Raw genomic sequence first — 19,222 nt, 5'->3', positions numbered from 1 at the left:
GGAACCTACAATCGTTTATAATAACGAATTATGAAATATGAACACCTATTAAAGAATCATCAGCTCAAAGCTACTCCTCAGCGCCTTGCAATCATGCAGCTGATGTCTCAGGCAGGACATATCAGTATTGAAGATTTGTATCAAGAAATTCGTGAAAAATTCAGTTCTATTTCATTGGCGACACTCTATAAAAATGTCCATACGATGATGGATGTCAGTCTGATACGCGAAGTGAAAATCTCGGGGCAAAAAACAAAATATGAGATTGAAAAAGAGGCTCATGCCCATGTGATGTGCAAATCATGCGGTGAGCTTAAAGACATTCCGTTTAATCCCCTCTCCTTGCTTCAAAAATCGATTGAGATGAGTCATTACACGGCGGATGAAGTATCTATTGTGATTTCGGGAATTTGTCCTGAGTGTCAGAAAAAGTAGTAATCCCGTCATACCCAAAATTCAAAGCTGGATTTACCCGCAGGGGGCATAATGCCCGCCTACGCGGGAATGACGAATTAACGATGCGCTTCTTTCAACGTATCGGCGATCAAAAATGCCAACTCAAGCGACTGGTCTGCATTGAGGCGCGGATCACAATGGGTGTGGTAGCGGCTTTTTAGATTTTCAGAAGTAATCTCAAACGATCCCCCTAAGCACTCGGTTACATTCTTGCCCGTCATCTCCAAATGGACTCCCCCCGCATACGTTCCTTCCGCTTTATGAACCTGGAAAAACTGCTTCATCTCTTTGAGAATCGCATCAACAGGACGCGTTTTGTAGCCGCTGCTGGTAATCGTATTCCCGTGCATCGGATCGCAGCTCCACAACACTTTTTTCCCTTCACGCTCAATCGCACGGATCAATGCTGGCATACCGTCTGCCACTTTATCCGCACCCATACGGACGATAACATTCAACCGCCCTGCTTCATTCTTTGGATTGAGAATATCGCACAAACGAAGCAAATCTTCCGGATCCATAGAAGGTCCCGCTTTCACGCCGATCGGGTTGTTGATACCGCGCATAAATTCGACATGGGCACCGTCCAGCTGACGTGTACGATCCCCAATCCAAAGCATATGGGACGATACATCATACCACTCCCCCGTCATTGAGTCTTGGCGTGTAAATGCCTCTTCGTAATTCAGCAGCAACGCTTCGTGCGACGTGTAGAAATCCGTTTCGCGCAACGTACGGTAACTATCAGAAGTGATACCGCACGCCGCCATAAAACGGAGAGAATCATCGATTTGACGAGAAAGCTCATCGTATTTTTTCGTCATTTCATTTTGTCCGACGAAGCCCAAATTCCACGCATGAACCTGATGCAAATCAGCCAAACCGCCCGAGGCAAAAGCACGAAGAAGATTTAAGGTTGCTGCGGATTGGTTGTACGCCTGAATCATTCGATGCGGATCAGGGATACGGGCCGCTTCATTAAAATCGACACCGTTGATGATATCCCCACGGTAGCTCGGAAGACTCACGCCATCAATCGTCTCCATGTCCGAAGAGCGGGGTTTGGCAAATTGTCCGCCAAGACGACCGACCTTAACAACCGGAACACCTCCGGCAAACGTCATAACGACCGCCATTTGCATAATTACTTTAAAGGTGTCACGAATATTGTGCGCGTGAAATTCTGAAAAACTCTCGGCACAGTCACCCCCTTGGAGTAAAAAAGCTTTCCCTTCACAAACGTCTGCCAAATTTTTTTTGAGGGTACGTGCTTCGCCCGCAAAAACGAGAGGAGGATAATTACGAAGCTTCGACTCAACCTCTTCTAAAATCCCTTGGTCAGGATATATCGGCTGTTGTTTAATTGGCTTTTCTCTCCAGCTTGATCGGCTCCATGTGCTCATATCGTCTCCTGCGTGCTCTCGCACCTTATTGTTAGTGGACGAATTTTATCCTTTTATCCTAAAAGAGGACTGATTAAGAGAATCAAAAGTTAGATTTATGTTTGAAAAAGTATAATGGCATTACTTTTATAGCGTTCAATTTTGCCCTTTTTTTGTAATAAAAAAGGCTTTTTTCGAACGTTCAGAATTCACACGACAAGGCAAATAGTGGAAACCAATCAGCTTAACCCTTTACTCATCCACTTTTGCAAAGAACTCTCTGCCCAGATGGAGTCACTGGGGCAACGCCAAGCGACTATAGAACCTGCAGAATTTGCCGAACTCATCGCAACGGCAACCCATGAGGTCCTTGAAGCGTACACATCAGGTGAGTTTGATCTCCTTGACTATCACAATTCTATGACCCAAGAGTACAAAGAGCTTGCCCAAAAAAGTATCGAATCCTATTCGCGTACCAACGAAAAAATAGAAGCCATCAGCGAAAAACATGCGGAATTGATCGACGAAACGAATTCGTGCTCTTTAATTGACTTAGGAAAAATTACCGAAAAATTCAGCGACATACAGATCCATCTGAGCGATGAAGTATCTCGTGCTAACGAGGTCATCCAGGGACTTTTAGAACAGGTCAAGACTTTGGAAGTGAAAACCTATCTTGACCCTCTGACAAAGGTCTACAACCGCAACGCATTGCATGAACATTTAAAAGCGATTCTTGAAAAAGAAACCTTTGATTTTGAGATTTTTGCATTGATGGTTGATGTCGATAATTTCAAAAGTATCAATGATCGTTTCGGTCATATTGCGGGAGACAAAGTACTCATCTTCATTGCCAAACTACTCAAAAAAGCGTTACGTGACGGAGATCGCGTTTATCGATTCGGCGGTGAAGAGTTCATCATTATTCTCAACCGTACGGATCTGGAAGGGGCAACGCTCGTAGCGGAACGTCTTCTGAGTCTCTGCCGCAATAACAAACCGCTCTTTCAAAATCAGCAGATTGCAGTAACTCTCAGTATCGGTTTGACAAAAATGGTTGAAGGCGACTCGATGGATACGATTATTGAACGTTCGGATACGGCTTTGTATCAAGCAAAAAAGAATGGCAAAGACCGTTTAGAAATGGAGTTTTAATGGATTTGAATTATTTTGACGTTGCGGTTGGATCGATCGTTTTACTCTTAGGGCTAAAAGGGTTGTTAAACGGTTTTTCCAAAGAAGTTTTCGGATTGGCGGGAATTGTAGGGGGTGTTTTTGTTGCCTCCCATCTCGGAGGAATCATCGGAAAATTTTTAAGCGATACCCTTTTTCATTTTGAAACCGTTACCGCCGTCAATTTAGTCGGATTTATTTTTGCATTGGGAATTTTCTGGCTCCTTATGGTTGCCTTGGGGTCAGGATTCAAAAAACTCAGTGCTTTAAGCGGCTTGGGACCGTTGGATCGGATCTTGGGATTTGTCATCGGGAGCAGTAAATTTTTCTTTATCCTTTCGATTATCGTGTATGCCCTTTTTAGCGTTACGGCAATCCGAGAAAACTTTGAAGAAAAAATGGCAGACAGTTTCTTTTTTGAGCCGATGTTTGCTACCGGAAATTTTATTTTGCACATCGAAACCGATGATGTTACCTCACTGATAGATGATGAGAATGAAAGCGATACGAATACTTCCGTTCATGAAGAAGCAAGTCGCTCAGAAGAATCATCCGATGCGAAAAAAGGGAAATAACCCATGAATACGTATACCGATTTTACGGAAAGAACTATTGAATATAATAGACTTTTAAGTGATTTTAAACAATTATTAAAAGCAAACGGACTGAAATTTACGATTCAGCGCGAAGTGATTTTAGAGATGCTCTACAATTCCGATGAGCATCTCACTCCTGAGGGGCTCCATCATCTGATTCAGCAAAAACATCCTGAACTGGGTACCGGCATTGCCACGGTTTACCGAACCCTATCGCTCCTCGAAGATTCGGACATGGTCACGTCACTCTCTTTTGGTGCGCAAGGGAAAAAATATGAACTGGGGGCAAAAGATCATCACGATCACATTATTTGTACCCAGTGCGGAAGCATTACCGAGTTTGTCGATGATGAGATCGAGCTGCGTCAAAAAAAGATTGCCGAAGAATTGGGCTTTATTATGCAAGAACACTCGATGCAGATTTACGGTATTTGTAAAAGCTGCCAAGAAAACCCTAAAAAATAAACTAAGAAAGGAAAACCATTGGTATTTGAAAATCAATACGTACAGCAACGAATCGAAAAAGCCGATGCACTGCGAGCGATCGGAATTGATCCGTATGCAAACAACTCGTGCCGTAACACAACGATTGAGAAGTTTCACAACGTTAACTCCGATTTGTTCCAGAGCGAGGAGAAACGCGATGAACATCGGCACTACACCGTAGCCGGCCGTATCAAACTCTATCGTCTTATGGGGAAAGCAAGTTTTCTAAAAATCGAAGACGAGAGCGGAATGCTCCAAATCTACGTTGCCCGTGATAATTTGCCCGAGAATTTTTACAATGATGTGTTTAAAAAACTCTTTGAGGTAGGAGATATTATCGAAGTGAGCGGATATCCGTTCGTAACGCAGCACGGAGAGCTGTCACTGCATGCTGATTCTCTTAAAATGTTGACCAAAGCGATCTCTCCTCTTCCTGAAAAATTTCACGGAATTGTCGATAAAGAGATGCGCTACCGCCAGCGTTATCTCGATTTGATTATGAATTCCGAAGTACGTAAAACGTTTCATATTCGCTCGAAAGTGATCAGTTTGACGCGCCGCTTTTTCGAGGACAAAGGGTTTTTGGAAGTCGAAACGCCGATGATGCATCCGATTGCGGGGGGAGCGAATGCAAAACCGTTCGTTACCCATCACAATGCACTGGGGATTGACCGCTATTTGCGTATCGCCCCCGAGCTTTATCTCAAACGCCTTATCGTCGGCGGATTTGAAGCGGTATTTGAAATCAACCGCAACTTTCGCAACGAAGGGATGGATGCAACCCACAATCCCGAGTTCACTTCAATCGAGTTTTACTGGGCCTACAAAACCTACAAAGATTTGATCGCCATTACCAAAGAGTATTTTGAGTACCTCTTCGATCATTTGAATCTTCCGAAACGTCTCCCTTACGGTGAGTTGGAAGTTGATTTTGATCAGTTTACCGAAATCGAACTGGTCAAAAGCCTCAGCGTCATCGGCGGCGTTCCCGAAGAGATCGTCAATGACAAAACAGCCATTTTGGCCTATTTGAAATCCAAAAATCTGGAAGCCAATGCGGCAATGAATCTGGGACAGCTCCAAGGTGAACTCTTTGATGAATTTGTCGAAGCCAAGCTGATCAATCCAACCTTCATTACCCACTATCCGGTAGAGATATCTCCGTTGGCACGCCGTAACGATGAACGCCCGGAGTTGACCGATCGTTTCGAACTTTTTATCGCCGGACGCGAGATTGCCAATGCATTTAGTGAGCTCAATGATCCTGTCGATCAACTACAGCGTTTCGAAGGGCAAATGGCTGCCAAAGATTCAGGAGATGATGAAGCGCATGAAATGGACGAAGATTTCGTCATCGCCCTCTCCTATGGGATGGCACCGACAGCAGGCCAGGGAATCGGGATCGATCGCCTTGTCATGATGCTGACCAATCAACACTCGATCCGGGACGTATTGCTCTTCCCGGCAATGAAACCACACCAAACAAACCAAAACCAACACGGAGAAGAAGAATGAGTTTCCTCAAAGAATTCGATAACGAAATTTACACCCTGTGCGAGAAAGAGCTTGAACGCCAAACCGACCATCTTGAGATGATCGCTTCTGAAAACTTTACCCTACCTGCCGTTATGGAAGCGATGGGATCGGTATTTACGAACAAATACGCGGAAGGTTACCCTGCTAAACGCTACTACGGCGGATGCGAATACGCCGACGGCGTAGAGCAACTCGCAATTGACCGTGCGTGTGAGCTATTCGGATGCAAATTTGCCAACGTACAACCCCATTCGGGTTCATCGGCAAACGGTGCCGTTTATGCGGCGTTGCTCCAAGCGGGAGATAAACTCCTCGGTATGGATCTCAGCCACGGCGGACACTTGACACACGGTTCCAAAGTAAGCTTTTCAGGTAAAAACTACCACAGCTTCTCATACGGTGTAGAGCTTGACGGTCGTATCAACTATGAGCGTGTCATGGATATCGCTAAAATCGTTCAGCCAAAAATTATCGTCTGCGGTGCGTCAGCGTACGCTCGTGAAATCGATTTCAAAAAATTCCGTGAAATTGCCGATGCGGTCGGAGCACTTTTGTTCGCCGACATCGCCCATATCGCAGGACTCGTCTGTGCGGGTGAGCACCCTAGTCCGTTCCCGTATGCGGATGTCGTTACGACTACAACTCACAAAACACTTGCAGGTCCTCGCGGCGGTATGATTATGACCAATGACGAAGAGATCGCGAAAAAGATCAACTCAGCTATCTTCCCTGCTCTTCAGGGAGGACCGTTGGTACACGTTATCGCGGCAAAAGCGGTTGGATTCAAATACAACCTCTCTCCTGAGTGGAAAGTGTACGCTGCGCAAGTAAAAGCCAATGCAGCCGTACTGGCAAAAGTATTAATGGAACGGGGATACGATATTGTCAGCGGCGGAACCGATAATCACCTCGTTCTCGTATCTTTCCTCAACAAACCGTTCAGCGGAAAAGATGCAGATGCGGCTCTCGGACGTGCAGGGATCACGGTCAACAAAAACACCGTTCCGGGTGAAACACGTTCTCCGTTCGTAACCAGCGGGGTCCGTATCGGAAGTCCGGCATTGACTTCACGCGGGATGAAAGAGAAAGAGTTCGAAATCATCGCGAATAAAATCGCCGATGTCCTCGATGATATCGAAAATGAGACGAAGCAAGCCGAAATCAAAGAAGAGCTTAAAGCTTTGGCCAAAAATTTCGTAATGTACACCCAATCAACGTATTAAATTTCTCCCCTAAAAAGGCAAACGCAGTTTTGGGGGCTTTGCTCCCGAAGCGTATCATATTATAAAATAGAGGTCCCTATGACATCGATGGATATGAAACTAATCAAAATGATTTCAGATCATTATTGGCTGAAGCACGATAATGTCGTTAATAAAATCGATTTCAAAGGGCGTACGTTTTTCAACAAATATGAAAAAATTGATAAATCTCTGACGCAATCCATCATCGATCAACATCTTAAAAAACAAATCACCGTTGCCCATTCGCTTATTAATCAATTTAACAAAGTCGAAAATATCGTCATCGATTACAACGGTACCGATCCACAGCGTTTTTACCATAAAACACAATTGTTGCTCCGTGAAGAGGGATTTATCAATTTCACAGCATTTGAGACCAAAACGCCGGGACATTTGCACGTTTATATCCACAAAGGGCATACGACTTTCCAAGAAGCGATACAATTAGGTAAAATGCTTTCTCTGAAATTAGCCGCAAAACAACCCAAACAGTGGAGAATGTTTCCTACGGATGAGCTGCCGCCGGAATATAATATTCTCAACCTTCCCTACGAAGTCTACGCAAAAGAGCGCGGAGCTTCGTGGTCAAAACATATGTAACGTGATATACTGAAAATTAACCTAAGGAACGGGACAAACATGGAAGAAAAAAACGAACTCAACGACATTATCCTCAATAAAAGCGGATCAGGATCCAGTACAAAAAAGCTTTTATTGGCTATCGCTGCGTTAACGCTGATTTTAATCATCGTTTTGGTCATTATGAATTCACTCAAAAGTGAGAATAATGAACAAGCTCCGCATGCCGCAGTAGTACCGGAACCTTCTGCCCCTACCGAAGTGATCGACGATCCCCTTTTCGAACCGGTAGAAGTGATCCAAGAGGGTGGCAATGAGAGCGCGTCTGCCGATTTGGGACAAATTGCCCAAAAAATCAAGCAGGAATCCTTTCAAAACGCCCCTGCATCCGAAACCGTTGTGCAACCTGCCCTCCCGATTGTTGCACAACCAAGCGCCATCCCTGCAGCGCAGATTAAACCGAGTGTACAACCTGCTCCTGCACCGGTAAACGTTCCAAAGGTGCAAACCAAACCGGCAGCGAAACCTGCTGTTGCGGAAACCAAAGTTCAAACGGCTCCGAAAGTTTTCCAACCGGTAGTGAACACACCGACGATTAAAACGGCAAAACCGGCTGAACCGAAAAAAGTAACTGCAGTTTCAACCAAACCTGTTACTGCACCGGTACAAAAAACAGCGGAAAAACCGGTTGCCAAAACGGTTGAAAAAACATCCAAAGAGAGTGCAGCGAAACCTGTTGCAAAAACAGCAGAAACGGGCGGCACGTATTACATCCAAGTCGGTTCTTTCAGCAAAGAGCCAAATAAAGCGCTTTTTGATCGTCTCAATGCCAGCGGCTTGAAATATACGACCATCCCTAGCGGAACGTCTACAAAAGTAATGGTCGGACCATTCCAAGGTGAAAAAGCGGCACGAGACGTTCTTGGTACCGTTAAACGCAACATCGAATCCGGCGCATACATAACAAAGGGGTAACGTGATCACTTCACGCCATTTTTCTCTCGATCAGTTCGCACCCATCGCTGTCTACGAAAAGGCCAAAAGCCTTTTCCCCACCGAAGTCAGCTTTTTATTGGAGAGTGCCGGAAACAGTGAAGGAAACTACACTATTATCGTCATCGGCGCTCGTGAACGTCTCACCTACAATGAAAAAATCACCACCTATATCGACGCTGAGGGCAACGCCAATCGCCTCGATATTTCCCCTTTTGATTTTTTAAAAGAGTATTACCGCAAACTCGATCAGCATGCCTATCGTGAACGTGCACGTGAACTGGGGATCGGCTATATCGACGGCTTTATCGGGTATATCGGATACGATATGGTGCAGGTTTTCGAACATGTGCTCGAAGAATCGATGTCCAATCTGACCGATCAAACCCATATTCCCGATATGGATTTGATCCTCCCGAAACTCACCCTCGTCGTTTCTCATAAAAATGCGACCATTACGATGCTAAGTTGTGTCGAGAGTATGGTTGGAGATTTCGAAGAGATAGAGAGCGTTCTCAAAGCTCCCTATAGCTATACGCCTCTCAAGCCGATCAGCAATGACAAAGGGGGAGAATTCATCTTTACCAAAGATCAATTCTTCACCATGGTCGATAAATCCAAAGAGATGATTAAGAGCGGTGATGTTTTCCAAATCTTGATGACCAACCGCTATATCCGTCATGCACAGGTTGACCCATTTAGTTTTTATCGTGTTTTACGTCTCAAAAATCCATCCCCTTATATGTATTTGATGGAATATGAAGATTTCAGTATCGTCGGAAGCTCGCCGGAAGTGATGGTACGCCTTAGTGAGGGCGATATCTTGCTCCGACCGATTGCGGGGACTCGTAAGCGGGGTGGAACCGCCCAACGCGATGCAGAACTCGAAGAGGAACTCCTCTCAGATCCCAAAGAGTTGGCAGAGCATTTAATGCTGATCGATTTGGGACGTAACGATGTCGGACGGGTTGCTAAAACAGGAACCGTCAAAGTTAAAGAGATGATGCATGTTGAGCGCTACTCGCACGTTATGCACATCGTCTCGGATGTCCATGCCCAAATCGCTGATGATAAAGATATGTTTGATCTTCTTGCCGCGACTTTTACTGCCGGAACCATGACCGGAGCGCCGAAAATTCGTGCAATGGAGCTGATCGCCGAGTATGAAGGGGTCAAACGAAGTTTCTATAGCGGAACGATCGGCTATTTCGGATTTGATGGAAATATGGACAGTGCGATCACGATCCGAACGGCGATGATTAACCCTGACACCGTTATCTTACAAGCAGGTGCAGGGATTGTTGCCGATTCGGTACATGAGCTCGAATACCTCGAAGTAACCAACAAACTCGGTGCCCTCACCAGTACCTTAGACGATTTGGTCAATCCGAAATGAAAATCTTTAGTATCTTCGGTGATCCGGTGAGCCATTCACGTTCACCGCTGATGCACAACAGCGTTTTCAGCGTGTTGAATATCGATGCGTGCTACAGCCGCAGTCAACTCACCGACGGTTCAAAACTGCGTGACGTTTTTTTTGCCAAAGGTCTCAGCGGCGCTAATGTTACCGTCCCCCATAAAGAAGCAGCCTACCAACAATGCGATGAAGTACGCGGCATCGCTAAAATCATCCAAGCCGTCAACACTCTGGTATTAGAAAATGGAAAGCTGATCGGGTATAACACCGATGCGGATGGTTTTATGAATGCGATACAGTCGTTTGGGCCGATCCGAAATGCCCTTGTTTTAGGGGCAGGAGGAACCGCAAGGGCTCTATCCATCGCCCTTCGTCGCGGAGAAATCACCCCAACGATACTAAACCGTTCAGCACAGCGGTTGGATTATTTCACCTCTGAAGGTTTTGATGCCTACGTATGGGATGATTTTACCGCTGCACCCTATGATCTCATCATCAACACCACGTCTGCCGGGTTGAGCGATAATGAACTCCCTATCCCCAGAGCGCTGCTCACAGAACTTTTATCACGGGCTAAAGGGGCGATTGACGTGATATACGGCAAAGAGACCCCGTTTTTGCAAGAAATCAAAATCAGCGGTCTTCCCTACAAAGACGGTTCCGATATGCTTTTAGCCCAAGGGGTTCTCGCCTCCTATCTTTTTTTAAACGGTGCATTTTCGCTGGAGAACATTGAAGCACCGATGAAACACAGTTTTTCCCTCTAATGAAGATCGACGGACGTTTTTGGCTCACCAAAGAGGGGCAAAGCTTTTTGGGCGCGGGACGGATCGAACTGCTGGAGAGGATTGATCAGACCGGCTCCATCAATGCCGCCGCCAAAGAGATGAAAATGAGCTATAAAGCGGCGTGGGAGCGGATTAATGGGATGAATACCCTCGCCGATCAGCCGCTTATCGAGCGATTAACGGGCGGCAAGGGGGGCGGCGGAACGAAGCTCACCCCCTACGCCCGCGAACTGATCGCGACCTTTCACCGCTTCAACGAACTCCATCGCCAGTTCATCGACCGTTTTTCCGAAGCGGGAGACGATCCTGAGCGACTTGCCCGCATCCTTAGCCGCACGTTTCTCACCACCAGTGCGCGAAATCAACTCCCTTCAGTGCTCAAAGAGATTTATACAATTGGTTTGCATTCTACATTGACATTAGCGTTACAAGGTGAAGATACGCTCCGTTCTACCATTACTGCAAAATCGGTCGAGAATATGGGGCTAACCCTCGGATGTGACACCTATGCGATTATTAAATCGAGCGATATCAACATCGTCTCCGCACAGCCCTCTTCTGACACCGATGACAATGTCCTCACCGGAACAGTTGAAACCCTTGAAATATCAGGGGATAATATCGAAATAGCACTTCGCTTGAGTGGAGGAACCCTTCTGATTGCTCTCGAAAAACAAGGTGCTCTGCAAAATCTTCAAGTGGGTATGACTGCCTATGCTGTTATCTCACCGCTGCATATTATCATCGGTCTGTAACACTTTTTTCTCACTCTCCTACAAACTTTAAGCCTTTTTCTCTATAATTTCGTTATATCTTACAAAACATAACGAAATTGTCGTACTTTTTGCGAACCGTTTTTGCAATGTTTGATTTGTGTTTATCGTTATATCAAAACAGATACAAAGGAATTCTACATGTTAACTTCTGCTCGAAATACCCTCTACGGTACGGTCGATTCGCTCATAACCGGTGCGGTCAATTCCGAACTCGTCCTCTCAATCGGAAATGAAAAAATCGTTGCCACAATTACGAACGAGTCGGCCAAAAACCTCGATATTGCTATCGGAAGCAGTGCCTATGCCCTGATAAAATCAAGTTCTATCATTTTGGCGAAGACCAAGCCGTTGCGTATCAGCGCCCGAAATGTCCTGCACGCTACGGTCAGTGAGGTTGTCAAAGGGGCGGTAAACGCCGAAATCAAAATGACCATCGGAAATACGACCCTCACCTCGATTATCACGAACGAATCGTGTGAAGAGCTGATGATGAAAAAAGGGGACGAAGTCTATGCGATTTTCAAAGCCTCAAGTGTCATCATCGGTATGTTATAAAAGGAGCCTCTATGAAACTGTTAAAACTTGCCCTCGCCTCTCTCGCTTTTGCTTCGGCACTGGCAGCCCAAACGATCACAGTTGCCGCTGCAGCCAATCTCAAGTACGCCCTCGATGACATCGCACGCGAATTTACCAAAGAATCGGGAATCGGTGTCAAAATCATCACCGGATCTTCAGGTAAACTGACACAGCAGATCATGAGCGGTGCCCCCTACGATGCGTTTCTCTCTGCCGATGTCGAGTACCCTGCCAAACTCTCCCAAGGGGGATACACCACAACCCCGGCTCAAGTGTATGCTTTCGGGAGACTCATCCTTTGGAGCGCTACGGGTGCCGATCTCTCCAAAGGGGTTGCCGTTGTAGCCGATCCCTCGGTCAAAAAGATCGCCGTGGCGAATCCTAAAACAGCCCCCTACGGTATCGAAGCGATGAACGCGATGAAATACTATAAAGTTGCCGGCGACGCGGCACCTAAGATCATTACCGCCGAATCGATCTCCCAAGTGGGTGCCTATGTGACAACCAAAGCAGTGGATGTCGGATTTATGGCAAAATCGATTGTCCTCTCTCCCGAGATGAAAAACGTCGGCAAATGGGTCGAAGTCGATGATAAAGCCTACAACACCATCGATCAGGCGATGGTGGGACTCAAAAACGGCTCACCCGAAAATCAGATCGCCGCTAAAAAATTCCTCCGTTATATGGGTTCACCAAAAGCGATTACGATCTTAAAAGCCAACGGGTATGGCATACCTGCTAAAAAATAAGGATTAGAAATGACAAAACTTAGTCTTGCTACGGCACTATTTTTAGGAACGACGATAGCGGCTACCGCAGCGGATGATTTGGCATCGGCGTTTAAAGAGGGGAAATTTGACGGACGACTCCGATCTCAATACTTTGTGACAGATTGGGATATGCATGACGGCGTAAACAAAGATGCTACGGCAACCGGATTTGCATTCGGGGGGAGTTTGCTCTATAAAACAGCCCCCTTGTATGGAATCAGTGCCGGAGGCGGACTCTATACGACCCAAAATCCAGGTGGATGGACTAATGAAGATGATGGTCGAAACATGACGAATCCTTCGAAGTTTAATGCCACCACCAGCAACGACCTTTTCCTGCGTGAAGGCTCTGGTGCAACGCCTCTCTCGGGTACCAATCCCTATTATCTAGTTCCGTACGGTGAAGGGTACGCGGTACTTGCACAAGCATACCTGCAATACGATATCGCGAAAACCAAAGCAACGGCAGGTCGCTTTTTAATGACTAACCCGTGGATCACCCCTAATGATACAAAAATGATCCCGATTGCCATCGAAGGGGTTCAAATCAAATCGAACGATTTAGCGAATACGACGATCCAAGTCGATTATGCCGACAAGATCAAAGAGCGGGGGATGACCCATTTCGGGAATATGGCCGATACGGGCGATACCCCCGATGCCATCAAAGCCTACTACACCACCACCTATTCAACAGCGGGAACCCACGGCGATGCACCGGATGTCGTGATCGCAGGGGTTACCAACCGTTCAATCGATAATCTGGAACTCCAAGGATGGGTGATGCATTGGCCGAATCTCGTAGACCAAGGGCTGATCGAAGCCAATTATGCCATCGAAGCGGGAGATGCGATTATCACGCTGGGAGGCCGTTTTATCCAACAGCGCGATCAAGGGGCCGGAGCCATCATCAAACCTCAGACAAATAACGGCGATACCGATCAAAGTATCGACTCATACCTGTGGGCGGTGCGGGCGGTAACCAACTACGGCCCCGCGAAACTGCTCCTCTGTGCATCCCATACCGATGAGGGTGCGGATATGATCGCTCCGTGGCGGGGATTTTTGACGCAGGGATATACCCGCAGCATGACGCAAACGGACTGGAATGCCGATACCGATGCCTATAAAGTACAACTCGACTATGATTTCAACCGCTATGTGTCAGGAGTGAGTGCTTTTATCAGCTATTCGTACTATGATCGTAATCCGGTGAAAAAACCGTATCAGAGCATGACCAACCGTGCCTTCCAAAACGGTGACACAACCCAATGGAACATGGACATAGCCTATAAATGTTCGGGGAGTTTAAAAGGGTTGGAATTCCTGGCTCGATTTATGGATCAGAACAATGACATCGATAACATTAAAACAACGGGTGCAATAGACCCGCTGGCTACCTTTGATTCATCTAACCGAGAAATGCGTCTCGAAGCGAACTACCGCTTTTAAGTCTTGGCATAAAGAATGCAGTATAATTAACGAATAATTGAGGAGCTTTTATGTTTTTAGAACCTATCGACTTTGCGGCGATGTACCGTGCCCATAAAGCCTCCACAGACTTTAAAGCCAAAAATCGTGACGATTGGGACGAAAAATCGGCCGACATGGCACAATCAACGATCAACAGCCCTTACGTCAACGATTTCATCTCCCGGATGGAACTCTCGGGCGACGAGGTGATCCTCGACATCGGATGCGGGCCGGGAGCATTGAGTATTCCCCTGGCAAAGCGGGTCAAAGAGGTGATCGCCATCGACTTCTCAAAACGAATGCTCGAAGAACTCGAAGCCTACGCCGCACGCGAAGGGGTAACTAATATTAAAACATATCATATCGGATGGGAGGATGATTGGAGCGCTTTACCGCCAGCCGATATCGTCGTCGCATCCCGTTCGATGGAAGTTTCCGATGTCGAAGCCGCACTCTCCAAAATGTCCGCCCATGCACGCAAAAGGTGTTATCTTACCTACAAGGTGGGGGGAAGTTTTGTGGACATGAATATCCTCGACTATATCGGCAAAAAGGTGAAAACCAAACCCGACTATTGGTACATCCCGATCATCCTCTACACTCAAGGCTACCTCCCCCGTATCGATTACATCGAAACAGGGCGGGGAAGTGTCCGAAGCGGAAGTGAGGAGGAATTCGTCGAATCGCTGATCTGGAGCATTGGAACTCTTGAGGAGGAGTATCAGGAGAAAGCACTAGAGTATTATCGAGAGGTTATCATCGGACAAAGCCGCCCTCCCCGCCCGGTTAACTGGGCGTTTATCGGATGGGAGACGCACCTATGATTATCCTAAATGATTTTGAACTCGAAGCCCTGTTAAGCGAAGACGTCCCCTACGGTGATCTGACCACGGCATCTTTGGGAATTAGCGATCAGCGTGCCCGTATCACTTTCTCGACCCGTGAACGTCCCCTCGTCGTCTCGTGCACCGAAGAGGCGGTACGATTGTGCGGACTGTACGGATTGGAGATCGACGGGTTCGTCAAATCGGGAACTTTGGTTCCGCCCAAAAGTATCTTTCTCGAAGCCCACGGCGAAGCGGGCAATATCCACCGCATCTGGAAAAGCGTCCAAAACCTCCTCGATTACGCCAGCGGGATTTCCACCTACACCCGCGAAGCGGTACTCTTGGCTCGTAGTATCAATCCTGATATAGTGGTCGCCACCACCCGCAAAACGACCCCCTTTACGAAGAAAATTGCCATCAAAGCGGTCGAATCGGGAGGCGGGGTAGCCCACCGTCTGGGGCTTTCCGAATCGATCCTGATCTTCGATTATCACCGCGTATTTTTCCCGGCCGAGGAAGCGTTTAGCGATGCCCTGCGCAAAACCAAAAAAGCAAACCCCGAGAAAAAAATCGTCATCGAAGCGGGCGACATCGCCGAAGCGCTCACATTTGCCCGTCTCGGAGCCGACATTCTTCAGCTGGAAAAATTCCCCCTCAGCAAGCTCGCCGATGCCGTCCGGATCCTCCGTGCCGATTACCCTCACATCACGTTGATCGCGACGGGGGGAATCAGTGCCAAAAACATTGCTGAGTATGCGAGCACGGGGGTCGATATGATCGTCACCTCATCACCCTACAACGCTCAACCAGCCGATATCAAAGTGAGAATTGAGCCTTTATGAAAATAAAAGTTAAATTATGACTATTTTTTGCTACAATATAGTCATATTGACTAATGAGGTAATAGTATGACTAAAATAAACATTGCTGAAACCAAAGCTCACCTTTCAAAATATATCAATATGGCAGAATTTGGGGGGGAAGAAATTGTTATCCAAAAACATGGTCGTCCCGTCGCCGCATTGATTAACATTCAGATGTACGAGAAACTCAAGCAACTCGAAGAACCTATTCAAGAGGGAAAACTTGTTTATAAAAAACTGGACTATCGAGATCATATCGTCAAATCCTCTTATAGTATCGATGAGATGTTATTATTAGTAGGTGATGATGATACGGATACAAAGCCCTTTGCCGATGTAGAGGATGTAGTTGCATTTTCCAAAGAGCTTCGTAACAATGCGTGGAGACGATAATGGTGCGTTTGATCGACACCTGCATTATTATCGATTATCTACGTGGAAACTCCAACATTGATTTTTCGCACGGAGAGATTTTGATTAATCCTGTCGTAGAGCTTGAAATCCTGCAAGGGGTTCGAAACAAACGGGAACAAAAAGATGCCCTCCGAACTATGGAATATTTTCAACGTATCGAATACTCATCCGAATGTTTCAATCTTGCCAAAATACTAATACTCCGTTACTCGCTTTCTCATTCATTGAAACTCCCAGATGCTCTAATCGCCGCGTCTTGTCTTATTTATGATCTACCACTGTGGACGTACAATATTAAAGACTTTGCTTATATCGAAGGGATGAAAATCTATCCACAAGGATTGAATGATGACTAAAGAAGAAAAGAGTAGAGAATGAGCGTACTTAAATGGATCAAAGAACGATATATATACCCTGAATTCGATGGAAGAAAAATTAGAAATATTCTCCATTTTTCCCTTGTTTGGAATATTTTTGAACGAGAATGCTGTCAATGTAATGCCCAGATTAATACACATTCCAATCAAATTGCTTTAGCTTTACAGAGTGACACAATCCCTTCGTTGGAAAAGACTTGGTATTACTTCCAGAATCGATATGTTGCAAATGCTCAAACGACGGAAGTTTTCAACTCTTTTGAATTCAACTCTGGTCGTAGAGAATTGGTCAGTGCTATTCTACGTTCTCAATCACCTTCACAGGCAGAAAAAACTGAAGCCTTGTTACGAATCATTTTTAGATTGCGTAATAATTTAATGCATGGGGATAAAGAACCAAATATGTTTTATGAACAAGATATAAACTTTAAACACGCCAACGCTTTTTTAATGGATATTTGTAACCTATATCATGGGCAAAGATGCCCAGAGTACTCCCAAAATAGAAATAACTCATGAACACCCTACCCGCCACCATCACCGCCGTGACCACCTCCGAGTATATGAGCATCCTCACCGTTTCCGTCGGCAATGAGCCGTTTCACCTCCTCCTCGCCGAAGCATCCGATGAAGCGATCGGGACAAATGTCACCTTAGCCTTTAAAGAGACCGAAGTAATCCTCTCCAAAACCTCCTCTCCCACTACGGCAAACAGTGGACGTGCCCTAGTGCAAAAGATCGAGAAAGGGGTCGTCCTCTCTCAGATCACCCTCACCTATCATGAGACAACTCTCATCGCATTGGTGCCGACACTGACGTTTAACACCCTCATGATCGTTGAAGGGGACGAGGTTAGCTGGATGGTACAGCCCTCTGAAATATCACTCCTGAGAGGTACCCATGGAATCTGAATTTTTGAGTACGATGGCGCTGACCTTCAAACTCGCCGCCGTAACGACTCTGATCCTTTTACTCATCGGAATTCCCCTCGCGTCGTTTTTGGTATTCAGCCGAATGCGGTTCAAAAGCATCATAGAGACGATCGTCTCTATGCCCCTCGTATTGCCCCCCTCGGTTTTGGGCTTTTATCTCCTCCTCGCCTTTAGCCCCGCCTCCGCACTCGGGAGTTTTTTGACCGAGCACGGCATCCGATTGGCGTTCAGTTTCGAGGGACTGGTGATCGGCTCCGTCCTCTTTAGTCTCCCGTTTATGGTCCATCCGATCCAATCCGCCCTCGCCCAAGTCCCGGTATCGATCTTCGAAGCCTCTTATACCCTCGGTAAATCGAAGCTGGAGACGATGCTACGGGTAATTCTCCCCTCAATCCGTCACGGTCTCATTTCAGGGATCGTCCTCGCGTTCGCACACACTGTCGGAGAGTTCGGGGTCATCCTGATGATCGGGGGAAATATCCCCGATGAAACACGTGTCGCCTCGATCGCCATCTATGACGAGGTCGAATCACTCAACTACACCATGGCGCATCAATACGCCCTCACCCTCTTTGTCGTGACGTTCGCCATCTTGCTTCTCGTCTATACCCTCAATAAAAAATCACTCGGAGGGATTAGATGATATTGATCAATATAAAAAAGCATCTCGATACCGCCGAGGGGGCGTTGGAAGCCCATTATGAGCTCGACATCACCGACGGTGAGTTTCTCACCCTTTTCGGTTCATCCGGAGCGGGGAAAACGACTCTGCTGCGTATGATTGCGGGATTGGAAATCCCCGACAGCGGTGTGATCGACGTGGACGGCGAAGTATGGTTTGACAGTGCCCGCAAGGTCAACCTCCCCCCACAGCGTCGAAGCATCGGATTTGTTTTTCAAGACTACGCCCTTTTTCCGACGATGAGTGTTCGTGAAAACCTCCTCTTTGCTGCCGAAAATGCGCAGCAGCGTCATAACGTCGATGAACTGATTGAACTGGTCGAACTCTCACAGCTCGCCTACCGCCTCCCCACCACCCTTTCAGGGGGACAAAAACAGCGGGTTGCCCTCGCGCGGGCATTGGTACGCCATCCGAAGATACTGCTCCTCGATGAACCCCTCTCTGCGCTTGATCCCTCCATGCGCTCCAAACTCCAAGATGAGCTTTCCCTCATCCATGAGCGGCTTGGGGTAACCACCCTGCTGGTAAGCCACGACATTGCCGAGACGGTCAAACTCTCCGACCGTCTTGCATCGGTGGTATCGGGACGGGTAGAACGCCTTTGTCCTCCGATGGAGTTTTTCTCTCCCCAAACCCTCAGCGGTAAACTCCAGCTTATCGGAGAGGTTCTGAAGATCGAGGAAGATTTCCCCGTATCGGTCGTCACCCTCCTCGTCGGTTCTTCCATTGTCCGCACTGTCCTCAGTTCCAGCGAAGCTTCAGCCCTTCAGGTAGGGAAACGGGCCATTATCGCGTCCAAAGCGTTTAATCCGATTGTTATGCCGCTTAATCAATCCTAATTGCTCTATCATTTGTTATAATCTATCGATATATTACGATTTG

23 protein-coding genes are annotated in these 19,222 nt (G+C 46.8%); 22 read left to right on the top strand and 1 reads right to left on the bottom strand.

Translation table 11 applies throughout. The features are described 5' to 3' along the window. Window positions 1-30: 30 nt before the first annotated feature. Window positions 31-435 (top strand): Fur family transcriptional regulator, encoded by a 405-nt coding sequence (locus WB308_RS10770; RefSeq protein ID WP_424191362.1) that lies wholly within the window; start codon window positions 31-33, stop codon window positions 433-435. Between the two features lie 77 nt (window positions 436-512). On the opposite strand, the gene WB308_RS10765 is transcribed toward WB308_RS10770, so the two are convergent. Then, window positions 513-1,859, bottom strand: coding sequence for a class II 3-deoxy-7-phosphoheptulonate synthase (locus WB308_RS10765; protein WP_424191360.1), 1,347 nt, complete (start codon window positions 1,857-1,859; stop codon window positions 513-515). Window positions 1,860-2,066: 207 nt separating this feature from the next. Between WB308_RS10765 and WB308_RS10760 the strand changes: the two genes are divergently transcribed. From WB308_RS10760 to WB308_RS10660, 21 genes are all read left to right on the top strand, one after another. Further along, a complete protein-coding gene (locus WB308_RS10760; protein ID WP_424191358.1) occupies window positions 2,067-2,993 on the top strand; it encodes a GGDEF domain-containing protein in 927 nt (308 codons plus the stop codon). Continuing rightward, complete coding sequence (locus WB308_RS10755; RefSeq protein ID WP_424191356.1) at window positions 2,993-3,586, top strand: CvpA family protein; 594 nt, start codon at window positions 2,993-2,995, stop codon at window positions 3,584-3,586. Before WB308_RS10760 ends, WB308_RS10755 begins: the two co-directional genes overlap by 1 nt. A 3-nt stretch (window positions 3,587-3,589) precedes the next feature. Then, entirely contained in the window at window positions 3,590-4,072 is a 483-nt protein-coding gene (locus WB308_RS10750; protein ID WP_424191354.1) for a Fur family transcriptional regulator, read from the top strand. Between the two features lie 18 nt (window positions 4,073-4,090). Then, window positions 4,091-5,608, top strand: a complete 1,518-nt coding sequence (gene lysS, locus WB308_RS10745; RefSeq protein ID WP_424191352.1) for a lysine--tRNA ligase — start codon at window positions 4,091-4,093, stop codon at window positions 5,606-5,608. After that, window positions 5,605-6,852, top strand: coding sequence for a serine hydroxymethyltransferase (locus WB308_RS10740; RefSeq protein ID WP_424191350.1), 1,248 nt, complete (start codon window positions 5,605-5,607; stop codon window positions 6,850-6,852). The genes lysS and WB308_RS10740 overlap by 4 nt, the downstream gene beginning before the upstream one ends. Before the next feature lie 78 nt (window positions 6,853-6,930). Next, entirely contained in the window at window positions 6,931-7,473 is a 543-nt protein-coding gene (locus WB308_RS10735) for a DUF1882 domain-containing protein (RefSeq protein WP_424191348.1), read from the top strand. A 39-nt stretch (window positions 7,474-7,512) separates the two neighbouring features. Next, complete coding sequence (locus WB308_RS10730; RefSeq protein ID WP_424191346.1) at window positions 7,513-8,427, top strand: SPOR domain-containing protein; 915 nt, start codon at window positions 7,513-7,515, stop codon at window positions 8,425-8,427. 1 nt (window position 8,428) lies between these two features. Then, a complete protein-coding gene (locus tag WB308_RS10725; protein WP_424191344.1) occupies window positions 8,429-9,841 on the top strand; it encodes an anthranilate synthase component I family protein in 1,413 nt (470 codons plus the stop codon). Further along, window positions 9,838-10,629, top strand: a complete 792-nt coding sequence (locus WB308_RS10720) for a shikimate dehydrogenase (RefSeq protein WP_424191342.1) — start codon at window positions 9,838-9,840, stop codon at window positions 10,627-10,629. The genes WB308_RS10725 and WB308_RS10720 overlap by 4 nt, the downstream gene beginning before the upstream one ends. Then, entirely contained in the window at window positions 10,629-11,405 is a 777-nt protein-coding gene (locus tag WB308_RS10715; protein WP_424191340.1) for a TOBE domain-containing protein, read from the top strand. The genes WB308_RS10720 and WB308_RS10715 overlap by 1 nt, the downstream gene beginning before the upstream one ends. Before the next feature lie 159 nt (window positions 11,406-11,564). After that, window positions 11,565-11,981, top strand: a complete 417-nt coding sequence (locus WB308_RS10710) for a TOBE domain-containing protein (RefSeq protein WP_424191338.1) — start codon at window positions 11,565-11,567, stop codon at window positions 11,979-11,981. Between the two features lie 11 nt (window positions 11,982-11,992). After that, window positions 11,993-12,751 carry a molybdate ABC transporter substrate-binding protein gene (gene modA / locus WB308_RS10705; RefSeq protein WP_424191336.1) on the top strand — a complete coding sequence of 253 codons (759 nt, stop codon included), beginning with the start codon at window positions 11,993-11,995 and terminating at the stop codon, window positions 12,749-12,751. A gap of 9 nt (window positions 12,752-12,760) precedes the next feature. After that, window positions 12,761-14,224, top strand: a complete 1,464-nt coding sequence (locus tag WB308_RS10700; RefSeq protein WP_424191334.1) for an OprD family outer membrane porin — start codon at window positions 12,761-12,763, stop codon at window positions 14,222-14,224. Between the two features lie 50 nt (window positions 14,225-14,274). Beyond that, a complete protein-coding gene (locus WB308_RS10695) occupies window positions 14,275-15,069 on the top strand; it encodes a class I SAM-dependent methyltransferase (RefSeq protein WP_424191332.1) in 795 nt (264 codons plus the stop codon). Next, window positions 15,066-15,914, top strand: a complete 849-nt coding sequence (gene modD / locus WB308_RS10690) for a ModD protein (RefSeq protein WP_424191330.1) — start codon at window positions 15,066-15,068, stop codon at window positions 15,912-15,914. The genes WB308_RS10695 and modD overlap by 4 nt, the downstream gene beginning before the upstream one ends. Before the next feature lie 66 nt (window positions 15,915-15,980). Then, window positions 15,981-16,328, top strand: a complete 348-nt coding sequence (locus WB308_RS10685) for a type II toxin-antitoxin system Phd/YefM family antitoxin (protein WP_424191328.1) — start codon at window positions 15,981-15,983, stop codon at window positions 16,326-16,328. Next, on the top strand, window positions 16,328-16,705 hold the full coding sequence (locus WB308_RS10680) for a type II toxin-antitoxin system VapC family toxin (protein ID WP_424191326.1): 378 nt from the start codon (window positions 16,328-16,330) through the stop codon (window positions 16,703-16,705). Before WB308_RS10685 ends, WB308_RS10680 begins: the two co-directional genes overlap by 1 nt. Before the next feature lie 18 nt (window positions 16,706-16,723). Then, complete coding sequence (locus WB308_RS10675; RefSeq protein WP_424191324.1) at window positions 16,724-17,245, top strand: hypothetical protein; 522 nt, start codon at window positions 16,724-16,726, stop codon at window positions 17,243-17,245. Continuing rightward, a complete protein-coding gene (locus WB308_RS10670) occupies window positions 17,242-17,637 on the top strand; it encodes a TOBE domain-containing protein (RefSeq protein WP_424191322.1) in 396 nt (131 codons plus the stop codon). Before WB308_RS10675 ends, WB308_RS10670 begins: the two co-directional genes overlap by 4 nt. Further along, complete coding sequence (modB, locus tag WB308_RS10665; RefSeq protein WP_424191320.1) at window positions 17,627-18,301, top strand: molybdate ABC transporter permease subunit; 675 nt, start codon at window positions 17,627-17,629, stop codon at window positions 18,299-18,301. The genes WB308_RS10670 and modB overlap by 11 nt, the downstream gene beginning before the upstream one ends. After that, window positions 18,298-19,179, top strand: coding sequence for a sulfate/molybdate ABC transporter ATP-binding protein (locus tag WB308_RS10660; RefSeq protein WP_424191318.1), 882 nt, complete (start codon window positions 18,298-18,300; stop codon window positions 19,177-19,179). The genes modB and WB308_RS10660 overlap by 4 nt, the downstream gene beginning before the upstream one ends. Window positions 19,180-19,222 lie beyond the last annotated feature (43 nt).

The organism is Sulfuricurvum sp. (assembly GCF_049587615.1).
Lineage (GTDB): Bacteria > Campylobacterota > Campylobacteria > Campylobacterales > Sulfurimonadaceae > Sulfuricurvum.
This window is presented reverse-complemented; position numbering and strand designations above follow the sequence as displayed.

Coding starts and splice junctions, on each gene's coding strand:
- WB308_RS10770 (WP_424191362.1), top strand. CDS start 31: ATGAAATATGAACACCTATTAAAGAATCATCAGCTCAAAGCTACTCCT.
- WB308_RS10765 (WP_424191360.1), bottom strand. CDS start 1,859: ATGAGCACATGGAGCCGATCAAGCTGGAGAGAAAAGCCAATTAAACAA.
- WB308_RS10755 (WP_424191356.1), top strand. CDS start 2,993: ATGGATTTGAATTATTTTGACGTTGCGGTTGGATCGATCGTTTTACTC.
- WB308_RS10750 (WP_424191354.1), top strand. CDS start 3,590: ATGAATACGTATACCGATTTTACGGAAAGAACTATTGAATATAATAGA.
- WB308_RS10740 (WP_424191350.1), top strand. CDS start 5,605: ATGAGTTTCCTCAAAGAATTCGATAACGAAATTTACACCCTGTGCGAG.
- WB308_RS10735 (WP_424191348.1), top strand. CDS start 6,931: ATGACATCGATGGATATGAAACTAATCAAAATGATTTCAGATCATTAT.
- WB308_RS10730 (WP_424191346.1), top strand. CDS start 7,513: ATGGAAGAAAAAAACGAACTCAACGACATTATCCTCAATAAAAGCGGA.
- WB308_RS10720 (WP_424191342.1), top strand. CDS start 9,838: ATGAAAATCTTTAGTATCTTCGGTGATCCGGTGAGCCATTCACGTTCA.
- WB308_RS10715 (WP_424191340.1), top strand. CDS start 10,629: ATGAAGATCGACGGACGTTTTTGGCTCACCAAAGAGGGGCAAAGCTTT.
- WB308_RS10710 (WP_424191338.1), top strand. CDS start 11,565: ATGTTAACTTCTGCTCGAAATACCCTCTACGGTACGGTCGATTCGCTC.
- modA (WP_424191336.1), top strand. CDS start 11,993: ATGAAACTGTTAAAACTTGCCCTCGCCTCTCTCGCTTTTGCTTCGGCA.
- WB308_RS10700 (WP_424191334.1), top strand. CDS start 12,761: ATGACAAAACTTAGTCTTGCTACGGCACTATTTTTAGGAACGACGATA.
- WB308_RS10695 (WP_424191332.1), top strand. CDS start 14,275: ATGTTTTTAGAACCTATCGACTTTGCGGCGATGTACCGTGCCCATAAA.
- modD (WP_424191330.1), top strand. CDS start 15,066: ATGATTATCCTAAATGATTTTGAACTCGAAGCCCTGTTAAGCGAAGAC.
- WB308_RS10685 (WP_424191328.1), top strand. CDS start 15,981: ATGACTAAAATAAACATTGCTGAAACCAAAGCTCACCTTTCAAAATAT.
- WB308_RS10680 (WP_424191326.1), top strand. CDS start 16,328: ATGGTGCGTTTGATCGACACCTGCATTATTATCGATTATCTACGTGGA.
- WB308_RS10675 (WP_424191324.1), top strand. CDS start 16,724: ATGAGCGTACTTAAATGGATCAAAGAACGATATATATACCCTGAATTC.
- WB308_RS10670 (WP_424191322.1), top strand. CDS start 17,242: ATGAACACCCTACCCGCCACCATCACCGCCGTGACCACCTCCGAGTAT.
- modB (WP_424191320.1), top strand. CDS start 17,627: ATGGAATCTGAATTTTTGAGTACGATGGCGCTGACCTTCAAACTCGCC.
- WB308_RS10660 (WP_424191318.1), top strand. CDS start 18,298: ATGATATTGATCAATATAAAAAAGCATCTCGATACCGCCGAGGGGGCG.